Here is a 15997-nt window from a genome sequence, read left to right on the forward strand (position 1 = left end):
GCCCCTCAAGGCGCCTTCGGCAGCTGCTGCGTCGCGCAGTGGATGCCGCCGCCACCCTCGCCGAGGGCGTTCACCGGGAGCTGGGTGACCTTGCGGCCCGGGTACAGGTCCCGGACGATCGAGGCCGCGGCGCTGTCGGCCTTCCTGTCGCCGAAGCGGGGCATGATCACGGCGCCGTTCGCCACGTAGTAGTTGGCGTAGCTCGCGAGGAAGTCGGGGCCTCGGCGGCCGATGTCCGTCGGTTCGGGGAGGTCGACGAGGTCGAGGGTCTTGCCGCGTGCGTCCCTCGCCGCGGAGAAGGTGTCGTAGGCCTGCCTGTAGGCCTTGGCCCAGACGTCCTCGGGGGCCGTCGGCGGCGGGGTGCTCATGACCACCACGCCCGGTTCGGCGAAGCGGGCCAGCGCGTCGATGTGGTAGTCCGTGATGTCCTCGCCCCTGACGCCGTCCACCCAGATGACCTCGGTCACGCCGAAGAGACTCTTGAGTGCGCGCTCGATGTCGTCGCGGGACTTGCCGGGGTTGCGGTTGGCGTTGACCAGGGAGCTCTCCGTCGCGAGCAGCGTGCCCGCGCCGTCGACCTCGATCGCTCCGCCCTCGCCGACGATCGGCGCCCGGACCCGGGGGACGCGCCGGTCGGACAGGATCCGCCGGGCCACCTCACTGTCACGGTCGTGCGGCTGCTTGTCGCCCCAGCCGTTGAAGTTGAGGTCGACGCCCGCGATGCCGTCGGGGCCGAACACGAAGCTCGGGCCGGTGTCCCGCATCCACAGGTCGTCCACCGGCACCGGCAGGATCTCGACCCCCGCGCCGCAGGCCCGCCGGGCCGCCTTCGCGTCCCGCTCGTCCGCGAGCAGCGTCACCGGTTCGAACTCGGCGATCGTCCGGGCGATGCGCGCGATGTCCTCCCGTACGGCATGGACGTACGACTTCCAGACACGGCGGCTCGGCCAGGACATGTACGTCAGCTCATGCGGCCCCGCCTCGTCCGGCATTCGGCGGGTGCCGGACGCCGCCCCCGCGGGCTCCGGTCCGCCGCTGCCACCGCAGGCGCTCAGCGCCGCCGTCCCTGAGGCCGCGAGGGCGGCGCCTGCCCCTGCCTTGAGGGCCCGGCGTCTGGACAGGCCCGTGCCGGACCCGGTGATGGACCTCATGGACCTCATGGACCGCATAGACCTCGTGAACCTCATGGTTATCTCCTGACTGAAAATTTAGTCAGTTCGATCGTAAGGCATGATCGAGCACCGGACCCAGTCGAACCTTCAGGCAGTGGAGTACGCGATGCCGGACAGGCCCAGCCAGATCCTCGAAGCCGCCGCCCGGCTGATCGCCCGGCGCGGGGTGCGCGGGCTGCGCGTCGAGGAGGTCTCCGCGGAGGCCGGGGTGTCGACCGCGCTGATCTACTACCACTTCAAGGACCGCGCGGGGCTGCTCCGCCGCACCCTGGAGTTCATCAACCGCCGCGCCGTCCGCTACACCGACGCCGCGCTCGACACCTCCGCCGATCCCCGTACCCGCCTCACCGACCTGCTGCTCCTGGAGCTCCAGGACACTCCCCGCGTACGGGAGAACAGCGCCGCCTGGGGCGAGCTGCGCGCCACCGCGGTCTTCGACCCGGACCTGCGGGAACCGCTGGCCGTCTCCACCGAGGAGTGGGCCGACGACCTGGCGCACCTCGTCCGGCAGGCCCAGTCCGCCGGACAGGTCGCGGCCGACGTCGACCCGCGTGCCGCCGCCGAGCGGCTCACCGCGCTCGTCGAGGGCGTGAGCGAACGGTGGCTGAGCGGCACGACGACACTGGACCGGGCGCACGAGCTGCTGCGCGGGGCCGTCGCCCTGGAGCTGGGGCGCACCTGAGCCGGGGCGGGCCGACCGACCGACTGGCTGGGCCGGCGGGCGGGCTGGCCGACGGGCTGGCGGACTGGCCGCGGACGACGCGATGTGGGCGCGTGGACGGGGCTGGGCCCTCACGGTCGCCCTCGCCGAGCTCTGCTGCTACCGCGAGACGAACCCGGCGATGGCGGGCACCGCGCGCCGCGTCATCGACCGCCTGACCGACGCGTCACCGGTCGTCTGACCGAGGAGACCGAGCAGCGCTTCCGCCGGCCGGCGCCTCAACCCCCCGGCGTGGACGGACCTGGAGGGGAACACACCGTAGCGCCGGCCCCATCCGCCCCGCGATACTTCCGCCACCCCACCGGTTACGGAAGGACTCGCGTGCGTTCTCGACCTCATGTGCTGTCTCGTCTCGGCGCCCTCGGCGTCGCCGCTCTGCTGGCCGGGCTCGGCGTCCCGGCGCCCGCCTCCGCCTCCCCGGGCACTGGCGGCCGTGCCGCCGCCACCGTCGAGGAGCAGCGGCTCGACCGCGCCGCTCCGCGGGAGATCCTGCGGCGCAGCGGTTTCGACTCCCTCACGCCCGAGTTGGCGCGTGCGCTCGGCAAGGCCCGCTCCTATGACCAGGCCCGCCGTCTCGTCGTACGCGAAGGAAGGGCGCTGTGGCGCCGCGCCGTCGACCGGGCGCAGGGACGCGGGCCCGCCGGAGGGGATCTGAGCCGGGACGACGACCGGCCGCTGTACTGGGCCCGGCTGGGGATGACGCGGGAGCTGCGGCAGTGGGAGCCGACGCGGTTCTCCCTCGGGGAAGCCGAACGCGCCCGGCTCATAGGAAGCTTGGAGAGGACATCGCGCGGGCAGGACGCCGTCCGTTATCCGGGGCGCCACCACGCCAAGCGCGTTCTCGTCACCGGCTTCGACCCCTTCACCCTCGACCGTGACGTCCGTATCAGCAATCCGTCCGGCGCGACCGCTCTGGCCCTGGACGGCACGACGATCCGCACCGCCGAGGGGCCCGCCCGCGTCGAGGCGGTCACCTTCCCCGTCCGCTGGCGGGACTTCGGCGACGGCGCGGTGGAGCGGGCGCTGCGCCCGTACCTGCCCCGCGTCGACCTCTTCACCACCATCAGCCAGGGGCGGGTGGGCCGCTTCGACGTCGAGCGGACCAACGGGGCCTGGCGCGGCGGCTTCCCCGACAACGAGAACGTCTCCAGGACGGGGACCGTGCCGGTGAGCGACCCGGCCGTACAGCCCCAGTGGACGTCGACGACCCTCCGGTACAAGGAGATCGTGGAGGCCGGGACGGGGCGCTTTCCCGTGTACGACAACACGTCCGTGACGGAGATCCCGGCGGGCGGCACCGAGCCCGTGGTCCGGCCCGAGGGGCCCACCGCGGGGTCGACGGCCCGGGCGGGCGGCGGCGGGGACTACCTGTCGAACGAGATCGCCTACCGGGCGACGCTGCTGCGGGACCGGCTCGGGCTGCGCGACCGGCTGCCCGGCGGCCATGTGCACACGCCCGTGCTGCGGTTCGGAGCGGGCAACACCGACCCGGCGACGGGCGCCGTCACCGATGCCGAGTTCGTGCGGAACCGGCTCGACATCATCGCTCAGGTGCGGGGCATCCTGCGGGTGGCCGCGTCGGCGTCCTGACCGTCGGCGCCCTCGGCGCCCGCGGAACCCGGAGAAGCGCCGCCGCCGTCGTCCGAGCCGTTCTCGCCCAGCAGGTCCCGTGCCATCAGCGTCGCGCCCGCGACCGCGCCCGGCATCAGGAACACCGCGACGAACGGCACCAGGAAGGCGACGGCGAGCGGCGTCCCGAAGCCCCAGGCGAGCCCCTTGCGCGAGCGCAACAGGGCGAGGCGGTCGCGCAGTTCGACGCCGCGGCGCTGGAGGGCGACCGCGGTGAGCTCCTCGACCAGGAAGAAGCCGGTCACGGCGAAGCCGATCACCGGGACGACGGTCTGGCCGACGACCGGGATGAAGCCGAGCCCGAAGAGCAGGACGCCCCAGAGCGCCGCGCGCACGACGATGCGCAGGCTGTCCCGTGCCGAGATCCACAGGTCGCGCCAGAGCGGCAGCCCCGACTCGGGAGCGTGGCCCGACTCGGCGATGTCGACCTTCTCGGACAGCGACTCGTAGAAGGGCTGCCCGATCAGGAGCGTCACCGCGGTGAAGGTGAGGACGGAGAGCAGCAGCGCGAGGGCGAAGAGCAGCGCCGTCAGGAAGCCGCGGAAGAGGCCCTGCCAGGGCGAGGACCAGTCGTCGGCGAAGGGCGTGGCCCAGCCGACGGCGTCGGCGCCCCAGAGGGCGAGCGCGACGAGTGCCGCCGCGTAGAGGACGAGCGTGAGGAGGCCGGGCAGCAGTCCCATCCCGTACTGCCTGCCGTGCTGGGCGACCCAGCGCTGCCCCTTCATCAAGTAGCCGAAGCCCACACCCAGATCGCGCATGCGGCACACCTTAGCCGCAGGTGGGGGGTGGCTGAGCCGCAGGTCGGGAGCGTCTCGCGGCTGGTGCCTCCGGGATGTGAATACCCTCTTGTTGTACGGGTGTTGAACCGGTAGACCTCCCTTATCGATCTCCCGGAGGTACGTATGGGTATATCCCGGCCATCCAGACCCGTTCTGCTCACCACCGCCGCCACGGCCGGCGCGCTGGTCCTCACCGCGCTCGCCCCGGGCAGCGCGACGGCCGATCCGACGCCGCGCCCGGCCATCCGCGAGGGATCTCCGCTGGGCGCCGCCGACCGGGCGGCCAAGGCGCCTCAAGCCGCCGCTGAGCGCGCCCTCGCCGGTACGGGCACCGCCGGGCTCGGCGGTTCAGCGGGGAACATGGGCGACAAGGGCCGCGGCTATCCGCGCGAGCGGAAGCTCACCGCACCTCCGGAGAACCCTGCCGACAAGTCGATAAAGCTGGGGCTCACGCCGTACCACGGCATAGCCCCCGAGCTGAACCGGCTCCAGCGGCTCGGTGACCGCGTGAGCGTGGAGATCGCGGGCCGCTCGGCGGGCGGGCACCCGCTCTACCTGGTGACGGTCACGGCCCCCGAGTCCGCGCGTGAGACGGCCCGGCAGGAGCGGATGCGCGAGCGCATCGAGAACGCTCCCTCGGCCGCCGCCGAGGACAAGGCGATCAGGGCGTCGTACAAGACGCCCGTCTTCATCAACAACAACATCCACGGCAATGAGTGGGAGGGCACCGACGCCGCCCTGAAGCTCATCGAGAAGCTGGCGAAGGCGAAGGACAAGAAGAGCCGGTCCCTGCTCGCGCACAACCGCCTCTACTTCAACGTCACCACCAATCCGGACGGCCGCATCGCCGGGACCCGCGCGAACGCCAACGGCTTCGACCTCAACCGCGACTTCATCACCGCCTCGCAGCCCGAGACCCGCGCGGTCCGGCGGATCGCCATCGCCAAGCAGCCCGCCGTGATGATCGACCTGCACGGCTATGTGAACGGCACACTGATCGAGCCGACCACTCCCCCGCACGGTGAGAACTACGAGTACGACCTCTTCCTCAAGAACTCCTACGCCAACGCCCTCGGCATGGAGGCCGCCGTCAACGGCCTCGGGTACACGCAGGAGAAGGACGGCGTGCGGCCCGCCGTCATCCCCTTCCGCGACCAGGAGGAGGGCTGGGACGACTGGCCGCCCGTCTTCACCCCGCAGTACATGCCCTTCCACGGCGCGGTCGCCACGCACACCATCGAGTTCCCGATGCAGGTGAACAACGCGGCGTACGAGACGCAGCCGGTCGCCGAGCTGCGGCGCAGGGCCGGCATCAACGTCGACATCGCGGGCGCGGCCATGCGGGCGAGCATCGACTACGCCGACAGCCACCGCACATCGCTGATCGCCGACCAGATCGAGGTCTTCCGGCGCGGCGCGACCGGCGCGAAGCAGGTGCCGGTGTCGGAGGAGACCGTGCCGGGCGTGCCCGGGATCGGTCCGGAGGACGTGTACACGACCGAGTTCCCGCGCGCGTACGTGATTCCGGCGGGCTCCTCGTCGGGCGGGCGCGGCCAGCGGTCGGCGACGGCGGCGGCGCGGCTCGTGGACCATCTGCTCGCCAACGACGTACGCGTCGAGCGCGCGAGCCACGGCTTCCGGCTCGGCGGACGGACGTACGCGAAGGGCTCGTACGTCGTCGACATGCACCAGCCCAAGCGGGGCCTGGCCAACGTGATGCTGGCCGACGGGCGCGACATCAGCGACAAGGTGTCGACCATGTACGACATCTCGGGGTGGAGCCTCGGGCGGCTGTGGGGCGCGAGCGTCGACTCCGTCAAGGGCGGCGACCTGGACGGTGTCCGGGCGCGTGAGGTGCGCGCCGCGTCCCGCGTCGGGTACGTGGCGCCGCGCGGCGGCCTGAAACTGCGGCTCGACGACCCTCGGGAGATCGCGGCCGTCAACCACCTCCTCGGCCATGGGGTTTCGGTACGACGTGACCGGGACGGCGGCGCGATCGTGCCGTCGTCGTCTTCCGCGCGCCGGGCGGCCTCGGTGGCCGCGAAGAAGTACGACGTCGCGTTCGACGCCACGAAGGCCAAGGGCGGTGCCGCGCTGCACCGTACGCGGGTCGCGGCGGCCGTCACGCCGGGTGAGCTGTTCGCGCTGCGGGAGATGAACTTCGACGTGGTGCCCGTGTCGACCGCCGTGCTGAACGCCGGCTTCGACTGGCAGAAGACGGACGCGCTGTTCGTGTCGGCCGGGCTCGACCGCGCCAAGCTGAACGCGGCCGCGAAGGCCGGACTCGACCGGTTCCTCACCAAGGGCGGCGGTCTCGTCGGGCGTGGCGCGACCGGCGCCGCACTGAACGCCGACGCCGAGCTGCTCGCCGCGAAGCCGGTCGAGGGCAACGGCGACGCCAACGGCGTGGTGCGCGTGGCGAACGCGGGCGGCGCGGTCACGGGCGGCGCCCCGGACCACAGCTTCGTCTACTCGCCGATGTGGTTCACCGGCCTCGGCTCCGGCGTGCGCGTGGAGCAGAAGTACGGAACCGGGAACCCCCTGGTCTCCGGGCACTGGCGGGCCATGGAGGACGGCACCGGCGGCCCCGCGGCCGCCGCGGGACGGGCCTCGGTCGTCAGCGGAACCGCGCGGGGCGCGGACGTGGTCCTGTTCGGCACCGAGCCGCTCTTCCGTGACCACCCGAAGGGAGTGTTCCCGCAGGTCGGGCGGGCACTGCTGAGCGTAGGCCGAGACTGAGGCCCCTCCCTGCAGGGGCCCGTATCCTTTGGAGGCATTCCGCATGACCCGTGAGATCAGAGTGCAGGGCACCGTCGCCGACGGATTCGAGGCCGTGCGCGAGGAGTTCACCGCCGTCCTCGCGGGCGAGCTGCCCGACTACGAGGGGCAGCTCGCCGCGTACGTCGGCGGGCACAAGGTCGTCGACCTGTGGGCGGGCCCGGAGGTCAAAGGCGACACCCTCTACGGCGTGTACTCGTCCACCAAGGGCGCCGCCCACCTCGTCGTGGCGCTGCTCGTGCAGGACGGCGTCCTCGACCTGGACCGCGAAGTGGCCCATTACTGGCCGGAGTTCGCCGCCGAGGGCAAGGGCGCGGTGACCCTGCGCGACCTGCTCGCGCACCGGGCGGGCGTCGCGGGCGCCGAATCGGGCTTCACCCCCGAGGAGATCGCCGACGACCGGGCCATCGCCGAGCGCCTGGCCGCGCAGCGCCCGTACTGGCGGCCGGGCACCGCCTTCGGCTACCACGCCCTGTCCGTCGGGGCGCTCGCCGGCGAGGTCGTGGTCCGCGCCACCGGGCTGACCCTCCGTGAGGTGTACGAGGAGCGGGTGCGCGCCCCGCACGGGCTCGACTTCTTCCTGGGCCTGCCCGAGGAGCACGAGGGGCGCTTCCGCTCCGTCCAGCCGATGAGCCCGGCGCCCGACCAGGCGGCTCTCCTCGCCTCGCTGCCGGCCCAGCCGCAGAGCCTGGACTCCGTCGCCTTCAACCGCAACGCCGCCGAACCCACCGACCTGGAGGCGCTGCCCAACTCGCGCCTGGTGCGCGCCAAGGGGCCCGCCTCGGTCGGCGGTGTGGCGTCCGCGCGCGGTCTCGCCGGGATGTACGCGGCGGCGGTCACCGGTGTCGACGGCCGCGACGCGCTCCTCAAGGACGCCACCGTCGCCGAGTTCGGGCAGATCCAGTCGGTCGGGTACGACCTGGTGGCGCGCGCCCACAAGGCGTTCGCGGTCGGCTTCCAGGCCACGTCCGTGGTCCTGTACCCGTTCCTGGGCGTGGGCACCATCGGGCACAGCGGCGTGGGCGGCTCGCAGGCCTTCGCCGATCCGCGCGGCGGGCTGGCCTACGGGTACACGCGGCGGCGGTTCGCCTTCCCCGGCGGCCCCGCGGTGGAGAACGAGCGGCTGGCGCGGGCGGTGCACGAGGCGGCGCTCGCGCGGGGCTGACCCGGGGCACGCCCGCGGCACTTCTGCGGCACTTCTGCGGCACTCCCACGGCACGACTGAGGGCCGCACCCCGGCTTCGGGGTGCGGCCCTTACGTACGTACATACGTCAGGCGACCGCGAGCTCGACCTTGATGTTGCCGCGCGTGGCGTTCGAGTAGGGGCACACCTGGTGGGCCTTCTCGATCAGGGACTGCGCGGTGGCCGCGTCCACGTTCGGAATGGAGGCGGTGATGGCCACCTCCAGGCCGAAGCCGCCGGACTCGTTCTGGCCGATGCCGACCTTGGCCGTCACGGTCGAGCCGGAGATGTCCGCGTTCTCCTTGCGGGCGACCACGCCGAGGGCGCCCTGGAAGCAGGCGCTGTAGCCGGCCGCGAACAGCTGCTCGGGGTTGGTGCCCGCGCCGCTGCCGCCCATCTCCTTCGGCGGGTTCACGACGACGTCGAGCTTGCCGTCGTCACTGGCCACACGGCCGTCGCGGCCGTTCTCGGCGGTGGCGACCGCGGTGTACTTGACGTCGATCTTCTGGATGGACATAAGTGCCGATTCCTCCTGAGACGTGCCGCGGTGCGCGCCCACAGCCGCGGCCAAGTGGAATTAGGTTATCGGATGCCGGAAGGATGGGAGCCGTGCCGTCTCAGACGAGGGAGACGATCATCTTTCCGGTGTTCTCGCCGCGGAGCATGCCGAGGAAGGCGTCCACGCCGTTCTCGACGCCCTCGACGACCGTCTCACGGTACTTGAGCTCGCCGGAGCGGATCCAGCCGCCGACCTCGCGGACGAACTCCGGCTGGAGCGCGGCGTGGTCCTGCACGAGCATGCCCTGCAGACGCAGGCGCTTGCCGATGACCATGGCGAGGTTGCGCGGGGCCGGGCTCGGCTCCTTGTCGTTGTAGCTGGAGATCATGCCGCAGATGGTGGCGCGGCCATGCACGTTCAGGCGGCTGATCGCGGCCTCCAGGTGCTCGCCGCCGACGTTGTCGAAGTAGACGTCGATGCCGTCGGGGGCGGCCTCCTTGAGCTGCTCGACGACCGGCTTGTCATCCTTGTAGTTGAAGGCGGCGTCGAAGCCGTACTCCTCGACGAGCAGCTTCACCTTGTCGTCCGAGCCCGCCGATCCCACGACGCGCGAGGCGCCCTTCAGCTTGGCGATCTGGCCGACCTGGCTGCCGACGGCGCCCGCGGCACCGGACACGAAGACGGCGTCGCCCTCCTTGAAGGAGGCCACTTCGAGCAGCCCGGCGTACGCGGTCAGGCCCGTCATGCCGAGCACGCCGAGGTAGGCGGAGAGCGGCGCGGCCTGCGCGTCGACCTTGGTGGCGTGCTGGGCGGGCACGGAGGCGTACTCGCGCCATCCCGCGAAGTGCAGCACGTGGTCGCCCACCGCGAAGCCCTCGGCGTTCGAGGCGACGACCTCGCCGACCGCGCCGCCCTCCATGGGGCGGTCGAGCTGGAACGGCGGGGAGTACGACTTCACGTCATTCATCCGGCCCCGCATGTACGGGTCCACGGAGAAGTGGAGGTTGCGGACCAGGACGCGGCCCTCGGCCGGGGCCGCGACGGGGGCCTCGCGCAGCGCGAAGTCCTCGGGGACCGGCCAGCCGTCCGGGCGCCGCACGAGGTGCCATTCACGGCTGACGGAGGGAAGCTGCTCGGGGGTGACGGACATGGGGGGCGTCCTCCTGTTGCGTACGTGACGGAGTCAGAAATGCTTCACGTGGTGAAACAACCATGCTCATTGATATTTGATGATGTCAAGTAAACGCGGGTACTGCGGGTAATCTCGTGAGCATGGCCACCAGCAGCTCGCGTACCCCTGCTCCCCGCGCCGACCCGCTGACGCTCGAAGTCGTCGAGCTGATCGGCGCGGTCGTCGGGCGCTACCACGAGGAGTACGAGGAAGCGGCGGCCGAGCACTCACTGACCGGAGCGCAGGCGCGCGTCCTCGGGCTCCTCTTTCACGAACCTATGCCCATGCGCCGCATCGCGCAGAAGCTGAAGTGCGAGCCGTCGAACATCACCGGCATCGTCGACCGTCTGGAGGCGCGCGGCCTCGTCGAGCGGCGGCCCGACCCGGCCGACCGGCGCGTGAAGCTGGCGGCGCCCACGGCCTCCGGTTCCGAGGTCGCCCACAGTCTCCGTGACTCCCTGGACTTCGCGCGCGAGCCGCTGGCCGAGCTCTCGCGCGAGGAGCGGCTCGCGCTGCGGGGGCTGCTGCGACGGATGCTGGGTGAGGCGGGCTAGGTCCGTGTCAGGGGCCGTCCGCTCCAGTCGCCCGTTCCAGTCGCCCGTTCCAGCCGCCCGTTCCAGGGTGTCGGCGTCTGTGCTGGTCAGCGTCCATTCCAGCGTTCCAGCGTCCCGGAACACCTGCCCGTTGTGGCGGGCGGGACGGATCGCGGCGCACGGTGTGGTCCGTCCAAGCAGCTCGCTGGACGGTCCCGCTTTCCGCACCCATGGAGTTCTCGATGCGCTCGCGTCTCACGACCCGTTCCACCCGTTCCGCCCGTTCCACCCGTTCCGCCCGTTCGGCTCGTTTCGTCCTGACCGCCGTCGCCGCCGCGGCCCTCACCACCACCGCGGCCGGCACCGCCCTCGCCGTCGGTGGGCAGAGCAAGGCCCCCGCCGTGGAGCAGCTCTGCGGGACCAACGATCTGACCTTCAAGGTCACCGAGAAGACGCAGGCGGGCGGCTACCTCCTCGTCACGGCCAAGGCCAGGCCCGGCATCACCTGCTACCTGGAGGGCACCTTCCCCTCCGCCGCCTTCGGCTCCGCCCCCGACACGCACGTGTCCCCCGCCGAGCAGGGTGTCACCGAGACCGTCAGGCTCTCCGGTCCCACCGCCGCCTACGCCGGCATCAACCCCAAGTCGACCGACAACGACTACGGCAGGGAATTCGACCACCTGATCATCGCCGTCGCCGGTGACGAGACCGGCGCCGTCAGCCTCGACCTGCCCAGCACCACCCTGGTCGACAAGCCCCTCGCCACCAACTGGCACGCGGACCCGGCCGACGCCGTGCCCTTCATGAGCTGACGAGCCGCGTACCTCAGAGGGTCCGCGTCACCTGCACCACCACAGGAAGCGGTCGCACGTCTCGGTCGGTTCCGGTTCCGGTTTCGGTTCCGGGGTGGGGTCCGGGTTCCCGGAGGTCGGCGGGGGCGTGGTGGGGCGGGGTGTGCCGGGAGTGTCGTCCGGGGCGTCGGGGGCGGTGGGCGAGGAGGGGCCGGGGTGTTCGTCACCGCCCGGCGCCTCTTCGCGCTCTTCCCGTCCCGCCCGCTCCTTCTTCCGCTTCTCTTTCCTCGCCTCGGCCTTCTTCTCCTCTTCGGCCGCGGTGGACGCCTCCGCCGAGGTGGCCGCCGCGTCCGCCGCCGACGCGCTGCCGTCCGGGGTCGCGGTCCGGCTCGGGGACGCGGTCCCCTGGGCCTCGCCGTCCGGGGCGGACGCGGCGGTGGGGTCCTCGGAGGGGCCCTCAGTGCCCAGTTCGGCCAGGCTCAGGCCGCCGACCGCGAGCGCGAGGCCCGCGGTGGCGAGCAGGACCTTGCGGCGCCTGCGCCGGTGCGCCCTGCGGCCGCGTTCCTTGCGGCGGGCGCGGCCGCGGACGCGGGGGGACTCCTCGTCGTACGCGCTGTCCTGGCCGCCCGGTTCCTCCCGCGCGGCGACGGACGTCGCGTACTCCCGGCAGGCTTCGGCCGGGGTTCCGCACCCCGGGCAGGCGAGGGCGCCGTTGAGGTGCCTGCGGCACGGGTGGCAGTAGTCCATGAGGCATGGAGGCTAGGTGCCGCGCCGCCGACTGCGGAAGCCACCGCTGTGAAAGTTGTGTGCGGAATCGGAAACTCCGGCGCGGCGGCGTTGCCGGGCCGGCGCGGCGTTGTCAGTGGCAGGGGGCATGATCGAGGGCATGACGCGGAACTCCTCGGGCGTGCTGCACGCCCTTGCCCATGAACTCCTTCCCTCCGACGTGGCCGAGCGGTGGCTCGGGCTGCTGCGGCCCGGCATCCGGCTCGCCCCGGCGGCCGGAGACGAGGCGGTGGTGGGGCAGTTGGGCGGGGAGCCCCGGCTTCCGGATGATGTGGAGTGGCCGGAGTGGGAGGGGAACGGGCCGCTGTCGTTCGTCGCCTCGGTGGACTGCGCCGCGCTGCCCGCGGGGGCGCTCGACGTGCCGTTCCCCGCGGCGGGCACGCTCGCCTTCTTCTACTTCGACGGCCAACTGGACGACGGCGACGCCCTGGTGGACGTGGACGACGTGCCGTCCAGGGCGGGCGCGCGAGTGGTGTACGTGCCCGCGGGAGTGCGGGTCGCCGAGCGCGCCACGCCGGAGGAGCTGGAGGCCTACCCCCATGTCCCGCTGGCCGCGCGCGTGGAGCTGACGGTGGCGGAGCCGACGCATCCGCAGATCCAGCGGGCTTTCGCGCCGGACGCGGAGCCCTTCCAGGAGTACGAACACCCGGTGTGCTCCGACGCGTTCGTGCACGCCCTGTGGGACTACGACGACGAGGCGGGCCACCAGCTCGGCGGCACCCCGCAGCCGGTGCAGGGGCCCGTCGAGCTGGAGGTGGCCCGCGCGGCGCTGGGCCCGGGGACGGACTGGCACGACCCCCGGCTCGTCGAAGAGATGAACGAGTGGGTGCTGCTCGCGCAGTTCGACTCCGATGAGGCGGCGGACATGATGTGGGGCGACGGGGGCTGCCTCTACTGGCTCATACGCCCCGCCGACCTGGCGGAACTCCGCTTCGACCGGGCGCTGTTCACCTGGCAGTGCTGCTGAGCCGGGGCGCCGGGGGCCGCTGGGTCGCGTCCGGCCTAGGCCCTGCCCAGCAACCCCCTCAACCGCCTCGCGCGCAGCACCAGTTCCAGTTCGAAGCGGCGGTCCGGGTCGTCGACCTCGTCGCCCCACAGCTCCCTGATCTGACGCAGGCGGTAGCGGACCGTCTGGGGGTGGACGCCCAGGCGGGCCGCGACCTCGGGGGCGCCGCCGCGCGTCTCCAGCCAGGCCAGGAGGGTCTCGGCGAGGCGGCGGCCGTGGGCGGGGCCGCAGTGGTCCAGGGGGGCGAGGCAGCGGCGGGCCAGGTCCTCGATGAGCTCCTCGGGCTGGAGGAGCACCAGCGCTTCGGTGTGCTCGGTGCAGTGCAGGACTTCACCGGAGGGCAGCAGTCCGCGTTCCATGAGCCGTACCGCCGCCTCCGCCCAGCGCAGCGACTTCGCGGCGTCGGCGAGCGGCACGGGCGGGCCGATGGCGCCCGACCAGCCCGTCATGGCGCGCCGCAGCAGCTCGGGGCGTCCGGCGGCGTCGGGGTCGGGTACGACCATGCGGGGCTGTTCGGCCTCCATGTCGAGCAGGACGCCCGCGCCGACGGCGGGCGCCACGGCTTCCGGCGCGGGGCGCAGCAGGACGCCCACGGCGACGCGTTCGGGCAGCTGCCAGCCGACGCGGGCGGCCCGCTCCCCTAGGGCGCTGCCGAAGCGGGCGGCGCCCTTGCCGCCCTTGCCGGACGACGGGCCCGGACCGGTGCCGGCGTGGTGCGCCGTGCCGCCGGTGGATTCGGCGCGCCGCTCGGAAAGGAGGAGTTCCATCAGCTTCCGCTGGAGCCGCAGCCGCTCGCCCGCCTCCCGGGCCGCCGCCTCGGCGTATCCGCGTACGGACTGGTCGACCAGGCCGTCCAGATACTCGAAGCCCGACTCGGCGAGTTCGTACATGGCCGGTGGCGGGATCTCGATCTGCTGGCCGATCTCGGCGAGGCGGCGCCAGGCGAGCCGTACGCCCAGGCGGTAGATGGCCTGGAGCGAGTCGAGGCTGCGGCCGTGCAGGCCCTCGCCGCGGCCGAATTCCTGGAAGACCTCCAGGTGGTAGCGGGGCCGTCCCTCCTGGGACGCCAGCTGCTGGACGAAGCCTTCGAGGGCGCGGCGGATGCCCACCAGCGCCATGGGCTCGCCCGAGTCGTCGAGGACGACGGGCAGCCCGGGGTACTCGGCGCGGATCTCGCGCAGTATGTCCTGGGCGAGGGCGGGCACCTCCTCCAGGGCGAGCGCGGCGAACCGCCGCACCTGCCGGGGCGGCACGTCCCGCCAGGCGGAGCGCGCCGGCGAGGAGCTGCCTGCGGCGGCCCCGGTGGGCTGGATCTCGGTCACGGCCACGGTCGCTCACTGCCCCCGTGATGGCGCGTCGTAGTGCACCAGCGGCGTGTTCGGCTGGTCCGGCGTGGCGTCGAGGAGCGCGACGATGCCGAGGGCCGCGCCCACGGCGAGGAGCGCCCCGGCGGCGACGGTGAGTGATGCGGCGAGCAGTCGGTGCATGGCGCGGGCCAGCCTCTCTGTCGGAGGTCGTCCCCACCCTGGGTCACACAGTCCAGTCCCCGCCGGCCCCGTCCGGCGAGTGCCCAGTCTCTGCATGCATTGACACCTAGTCAAGGGTGCGCCTACGGTTCCCGGCCCATACGTACGGCTCGGTAACACTTCTCCCGTTCTTAGCCCAGGAGTGCCCCCATGCGCCGCAGCACCTCGCCATTTTCCCTGGTCATCCTCGGTCTTGGCGCGTTTCTTCTGGTCCTGGCACCGATGCTGGCCTGGTATGTCGAGCCACGCGCGAAACGCACGCCGATCGATATCGACACCATCACGGTTTTCAAGGGCAAGGGAAGCTACTTCGACACCGAGAAGATCAAGACGGTCCACGACAAGAACCTCACCGTCACCCGCCAGGTCCGCGGCGACGTCGCCGACAGCGAGAAGAGCGGGCGGGCGGTCTGGGACGTGTCCACGTCCGTCGACCCGGACAAGTCGCTGCCCGCCGCCGACCCGCACGACTCGCTCCAGTGGACGGTGGAGCGCTGGGTCACCGACCGGAAGACGAACAAGCCGGTGCACTGCTGCGGCGAGGAGCCGTATTTCGAGGGCGAGGCGTATCTGAAGTTCCCCTTCGGCGTGGAGAAGCGGTCCTACCGCTGGTGGGACAACACGCTGGGGGCGACCGTGCCGCTCACCTACCGGGGCACCAAGAAGATCCAGGGGTACGAGGGCCTGCGCTTCACGGCGACGGTGAAGGCCACCAGGACCGGCACGCGTCAGGTGCCGGGGCGGATGGTCGGTCAGCCAAAGAAGAGCCAGGTGATGGCCGAGGAGTACTACGCCAACCACGGCATCGAGCTCGTCGCCGATCAGCGCACCGGCCGGATCATCTACGCCGCGATCGGGCCCCGCAAGACGCTGCGCGCGCCCGGCTCGGACAAGGACGCGACGGTGCTCCTGGAGAGCAAGCGCGTCGCCTTCACCCCGGCCACGCAGAAAGCCCAGGTCAAGCTGGCCAAGGACGACAGCGGCCGGCTGAAGCTGGTCGGCGAGACGCTCCCGGTGGTCTCCGGGGCGCTGGGCGCGGTACTCGCGCTGGCGGGAGCCGTGCTGGTCGTACGGGGGCGCCGGGAGGACGGGGCGAACGGCCCCGGAGGGCGTGACGGATCAGCGGATCCGGGGAGTCCGAATCCTGGGACGTCCCCAAGCGCCCTGCAGTCCACCACGATGTGATGTCACGTCAGCTCCGAAAAGCCCGGAAATTGTCACCTCGGTGAGTAGACCCGCGGTAAGGGGCGGCGAAAACTAACCACCCCCACCCGAACACAGTCCTCGCACCACCCCCGCACAGGCCGAGCACAGCACCTCCGCAGAACGACCCCACCGTCCCGCGTGCCCGGCCCGCTCCACCCCCGCGGTACCCGAGCACCAGCTCGGCACACCACCCCGTACCACCCCGCACCACCCCAG

The 15997-nt window shown here is 72.3% G+C and carries 16 protein-coding genes; 9 read left to right on the top strand and 7 right to left on the bottom strand.

Going from position 1 to position 15997, the window contains the following annotated elements; translation table 11 throughout:
• Positions 1-5 precede the first annotated feature (5 nt).
• On the bottom strand, positions 6-1151 hold the full coding sequence (locus tag ACWDZ7_RS13115) for an agmatine deiminase family protein (RefSeq protein ID WP_451796743.1): 1146 nt from the start codon (positions 1149-1151) through the stop codon (positions 6-8).
• Between the two features lie 127 nt (positions 1152-1278).
• On the opposite strand from ACWDZ7_RS13115, the gene ACWDZ7_RS13120 reads away from it, so the two are divergent.
• The 3 genes from ACWDZ7_RS13120 (at position 1279) to ACWDZ7_RS13130 (ending at position 3483) form a co-directional block, all read left to right on the top strand.
• Positions 1279-1854, top strand: a complete 576-nt coding sequence (locus ACWDZ7_RS13120; RefSeq protein WP_451796797.1) for a TetR/AcrR family transcriptional regulator — start codon at positions 1279-1281, stop codon at positions 1852-1854.
• Positions 1855-1936: 82 nt separating this feature from the next.
• Positions 1937-2074 (top strand): hypothetical protein, encoded by a 138-nt coding sequence (locus ACWDZ7_RS13125; protein ID WP_451796744.1) that lies wholly within the window; start codon positions 1937-1939, stop codon positions 2072-2074.
• A 140-nt stretch (positions 2075-2214) separates the two neighbouring features.
• Positions 2215-3483 carry a pyroglutamyl peptidase gene (locus ACWDZ7_RS13130; protein ID WP_451796745.1) on the top strand — a complete coding sequence of 423 codons (1269 nt, stop codon included), beginning with the start codon at positions 2215-2217 and terminating at the stop codon, positions 3481-3483.
• Here ACWDZ7_RS13130 and ACWDZ7_RS13135 read toward each other — a convergent pair.
• Complete coding sequence (locus tag ACWDZ7_RS13135) at positions 3441-4280, bottom strand: EI24 domain-containing protein (protein WP_451796746.1); 840 nt, start codon at positions 4278-4280, stop codon at positions 3441-3443. The two genes, ACWDZ7_RS13130 and ACWDZ7_RS13135, sit on opposite strands and share 43 nt — an antisense overlap.
• A gap of 144 nt (positions 4281-4424) precedes the next feature.
• Between ACWDZ7_RS13135 and ACWDZ7_RS13140 the strand changes: the two genes are divergently transcribed.
• Positions 4425-7040, top strand: coding sequence for a M14 family zinc carboxypeptidase (locus ACWDZ7_RS13140; protein WP_451796747.1), 2616 nt, complete (start codon positions 4425-4427; stop codon positions 7038-7040).
• Between the two features lie 43 nt (positions 7041-7083).
• Complete coding sequence (locus ACWDZ7_RS13145) at positions 7084-8244, top strand: serine hydrolase domain-containing protein (protein WP_451796748.1); 1161 nt, start codon at positions 7084-7086, stop codon at positions 8242-8244.
• A 107-nt stretch (positions 8245-8351) separates the two neighbouring features.
• Here the strand turns inward: ACWDZ7_RS13145 and ACWDZ7_RS13150 are convergent, their stop codons facing one another.
• Positions 8352-8780, bottom strand: coding sequence for an organic hydroperoxide resistance protein (locus ACWDZ7_RS13150; protein WP_219690957.1), 429 nt, complete (start codon positions 8778-8780; stop codon positions 8352-8354).
• 100 nt (positions 8781-8880) lie between these two features.
• Positions 8881-9912, bottom strand: coding sequence for an NADP-dependent oxidoreductase (locus ACWDZ7_RS13155; protein WP_451796749.1), 1032 nt, complete (start codon positions 9910-9912; stop codon positions 8881-8883).
• 122 nt (positions 9913-10034) lie between these two features.
• Here ACWDZ7_RS13155 and ACWDZ7_RS13160 point away from each other — a divergent pair, with 122 nt between their 5' ends.
• Positions 10035-10487: a MarR family winged helix-turn-helix transcriptional regulator gene (locus ACWDZ7_RS13160; RefSeq protein ID WP_451796750.1), complete on the top strand. Its 453-nt coding sequence runs from the start codon at positions 10035-10037 to the stop codon at positions 10485-10487.
• Between the two features lie 221 nt (positions 10488-10708).
• Positions 10709-11278, top strand: a complete 570-nt coding sequence (locus ACWDZ7_RS13165; RefSeq protein WP_451796751.1) for a DUF4232 domain-containing protein — start codon at positions 10709-10711, stop codon at positions 11276-11278.
• A 27-nt stretch (positions 11279-11305) separates the two neighbouring features.
• On the opposite strand, the gene ACWDZ7_RS13170 is transcribed toward ACWDZ7_RS13165, so the two are convergent.
• Positions 11306-12004: an SCO2400 family protein gene (locus ACWDZ7_RS13170; RefSeq protein WP_451796752.1), complete on the bottom strand. Its 699-nt coding sequence runs from the start codon at positions 12002-12004 to the stop codon at positions 11306-11308.
• Positions 12005-12143: 139 nt separating this feature from the next.
• Between ACWDZ7_RS13170 and ACWDZ7_RS13175 the strand changes: the two genes are divergently transcribed.
• The gene (locus ACWDZ7_RS13175; RefSeq protein WP_451796753.1) at positions 12144-13010 is read left to right on the top strand and encodes a YwqG family protein; all 867 of its coding nucleotides are present in this window, start codon (positions 12144-12146) and stop codon (positions 13008-13010) included.
• Between the two features lie 35 nt (positions 13011-13045).
• Here ACWDZ7_RS13175 and ACWDZ7_RS13180 read toward each other — a convergent pair whose 3' ends face one another.
• Positions 13046-14377 (bottom strand): PucR family transcriptional regulator, encoded by a 1332-nt coding sequence (locus ACWDZ7_RS13180; RefSeq protein WP_451796754.1) that lies wholly within the window; start codon positions 14375-14377, stop codon positions 13046-13048.
• Between the two features lie 6 nt (positions 14378-14383).
• Positions 14384-14536, bottom strand: coding sequence for a hypothetical protein (locus ACWDZ7_RS13185; protein WP_451512990.1), 153 nt, complete (start codon positions 14534-14536; stop codon positions 14384-14386).
• Positions 14537-14725: 189 nt separating this feature from the next.
• Here ACWDZ7_RS13185 and ACWDZ7_RS13190 point away from each other — a divergent pair, with 189 nt between their 5' ends.
• Positions 14726-15760, top strand: coding sequence for a DUF3068 domain-containing protein (locus ACWDZ7_RS13190; protein ID WP_451796755.1), 1035 nt, complete (start codon positions 14726-14728; stop codon positions 15758-15760).
• Positions 15761-15997 lie beyond the last annotated feature (237 nt).

Source organism: Streptomyces sp. NPDC003032 (assembly GCF_053591415.1).

What these genes read in the sequence shown, in the direction of transcription:
- ACWDZ7_RS13175 (WP_451796753.1), top strand. Translation starts at nt 12,144, where the DNA reads ATGACGCGGAACTCCTCGGGCGTGCTGCACGCCCTTGCCCATGAACTC.
- ACWDZ7_RS13190 (WP_451796755.1), top strand. Translation starts at nt 14,726, where the DNA reads ATGCGCCGCAGCACCTCGCCATTTTCCCTGGTCATCCTCGGTCTTGGC.
- ACWDZ7_RS13125 (WP_451796744.1), top strand. Translation starts at nt 1,937, where the DNA reads ATGTGGGCGCGTGGACGGGGCTGGGCCCTCACGGTCGCCCTCGCCGAG.
- ACWDZ7_RS13150 (WP_219690957.1), bottom strand. Translation starts at nt 8,780, where the DNA reads ATGTCCATCCAGAAGATCGACGTCAAGTACACCGCGGTCGCCACCGCC.
- ACWDZ7_RS13170 (WP_451796752.1), bottom strand. Translation starts at nt 12,004, where the DNA reads ATGGACTACTGCCACCCGTGCCGCAGGCACCTCAACGGCGCCCTCGCC.
- ACWDZ7_RS13145 (WP_451796748.1), top strand. Translation starts at nt 7,084, where the DNA reads ATGACCCGTGAGATCAGAGTGCAGGGCACCGTCGCCGACGGATTCGAG.
- ACWDZ7_RS13135 (WP_451796746.1), bottom strand. Translation starts at nt 4,280, where the DNA reads ATGCGCGATCTGGGTGTGGGCTTCGGCTACTTGATGAAGGGGCAGCGC.
- ACWDZ7_RS13165 (WP_451796751.1), top strand. Translation starts at nt 10,709, where the DNA reads ATGCGCTCGCGTCTCACGACCCGTTCCACCCGTTCCGCCCGTTCCACC.
- ACWDZ7_RS13160 (WP_451796750.1), top strand. Translation starts at nt 10,035, where the DNA reads ATGGCCACCAGCAGCTCGCGTACCCCTGCTCCCCGCGCCGACCCGCTG.
- ACWDZ7_RS13120 (WP_451796797.1), top strand. Translation starts at nt 1,279, where the DNA reads ATGCCGGACAGGCCCAGCCAGATCCTCGAAGCCGCCGCCCGGCTGATC.
- ACWDZ7_RS13185 (WP_451512990.1), bottom strand. Translation starts at nt 14,536, where the DNA reads ATGCACCGACTGCTCGCCGCATCACTCACCGTCGCCGCCGGGGCGCTC.
- ACWDZ7_RS13140 (WP_451796747.1), top strand. Translation starts at nt 4,425, where the DNA reads ATGGGTATATCCCGGCCATCCAGACCCGTTCTGCTCACCACCGCCGCC.
- ACWDZ7_RS13155 (WP_451796749.1), bottom strand. Translation starts at nt 9,912, where the DNA reads ATGTCCGTCACCCCCGAGCAGCTTCCCTCCGTCAGCCGTGAATGGCAC.
- ACWDZ7_RS13115 (WP_451796743.1), bottom strand. Translation starts at nt 1,151, where the DNA reads ATGAGGTCCATCACCGGGTCCGGCACGGGCCTGTCCAGACGCCGGGCC.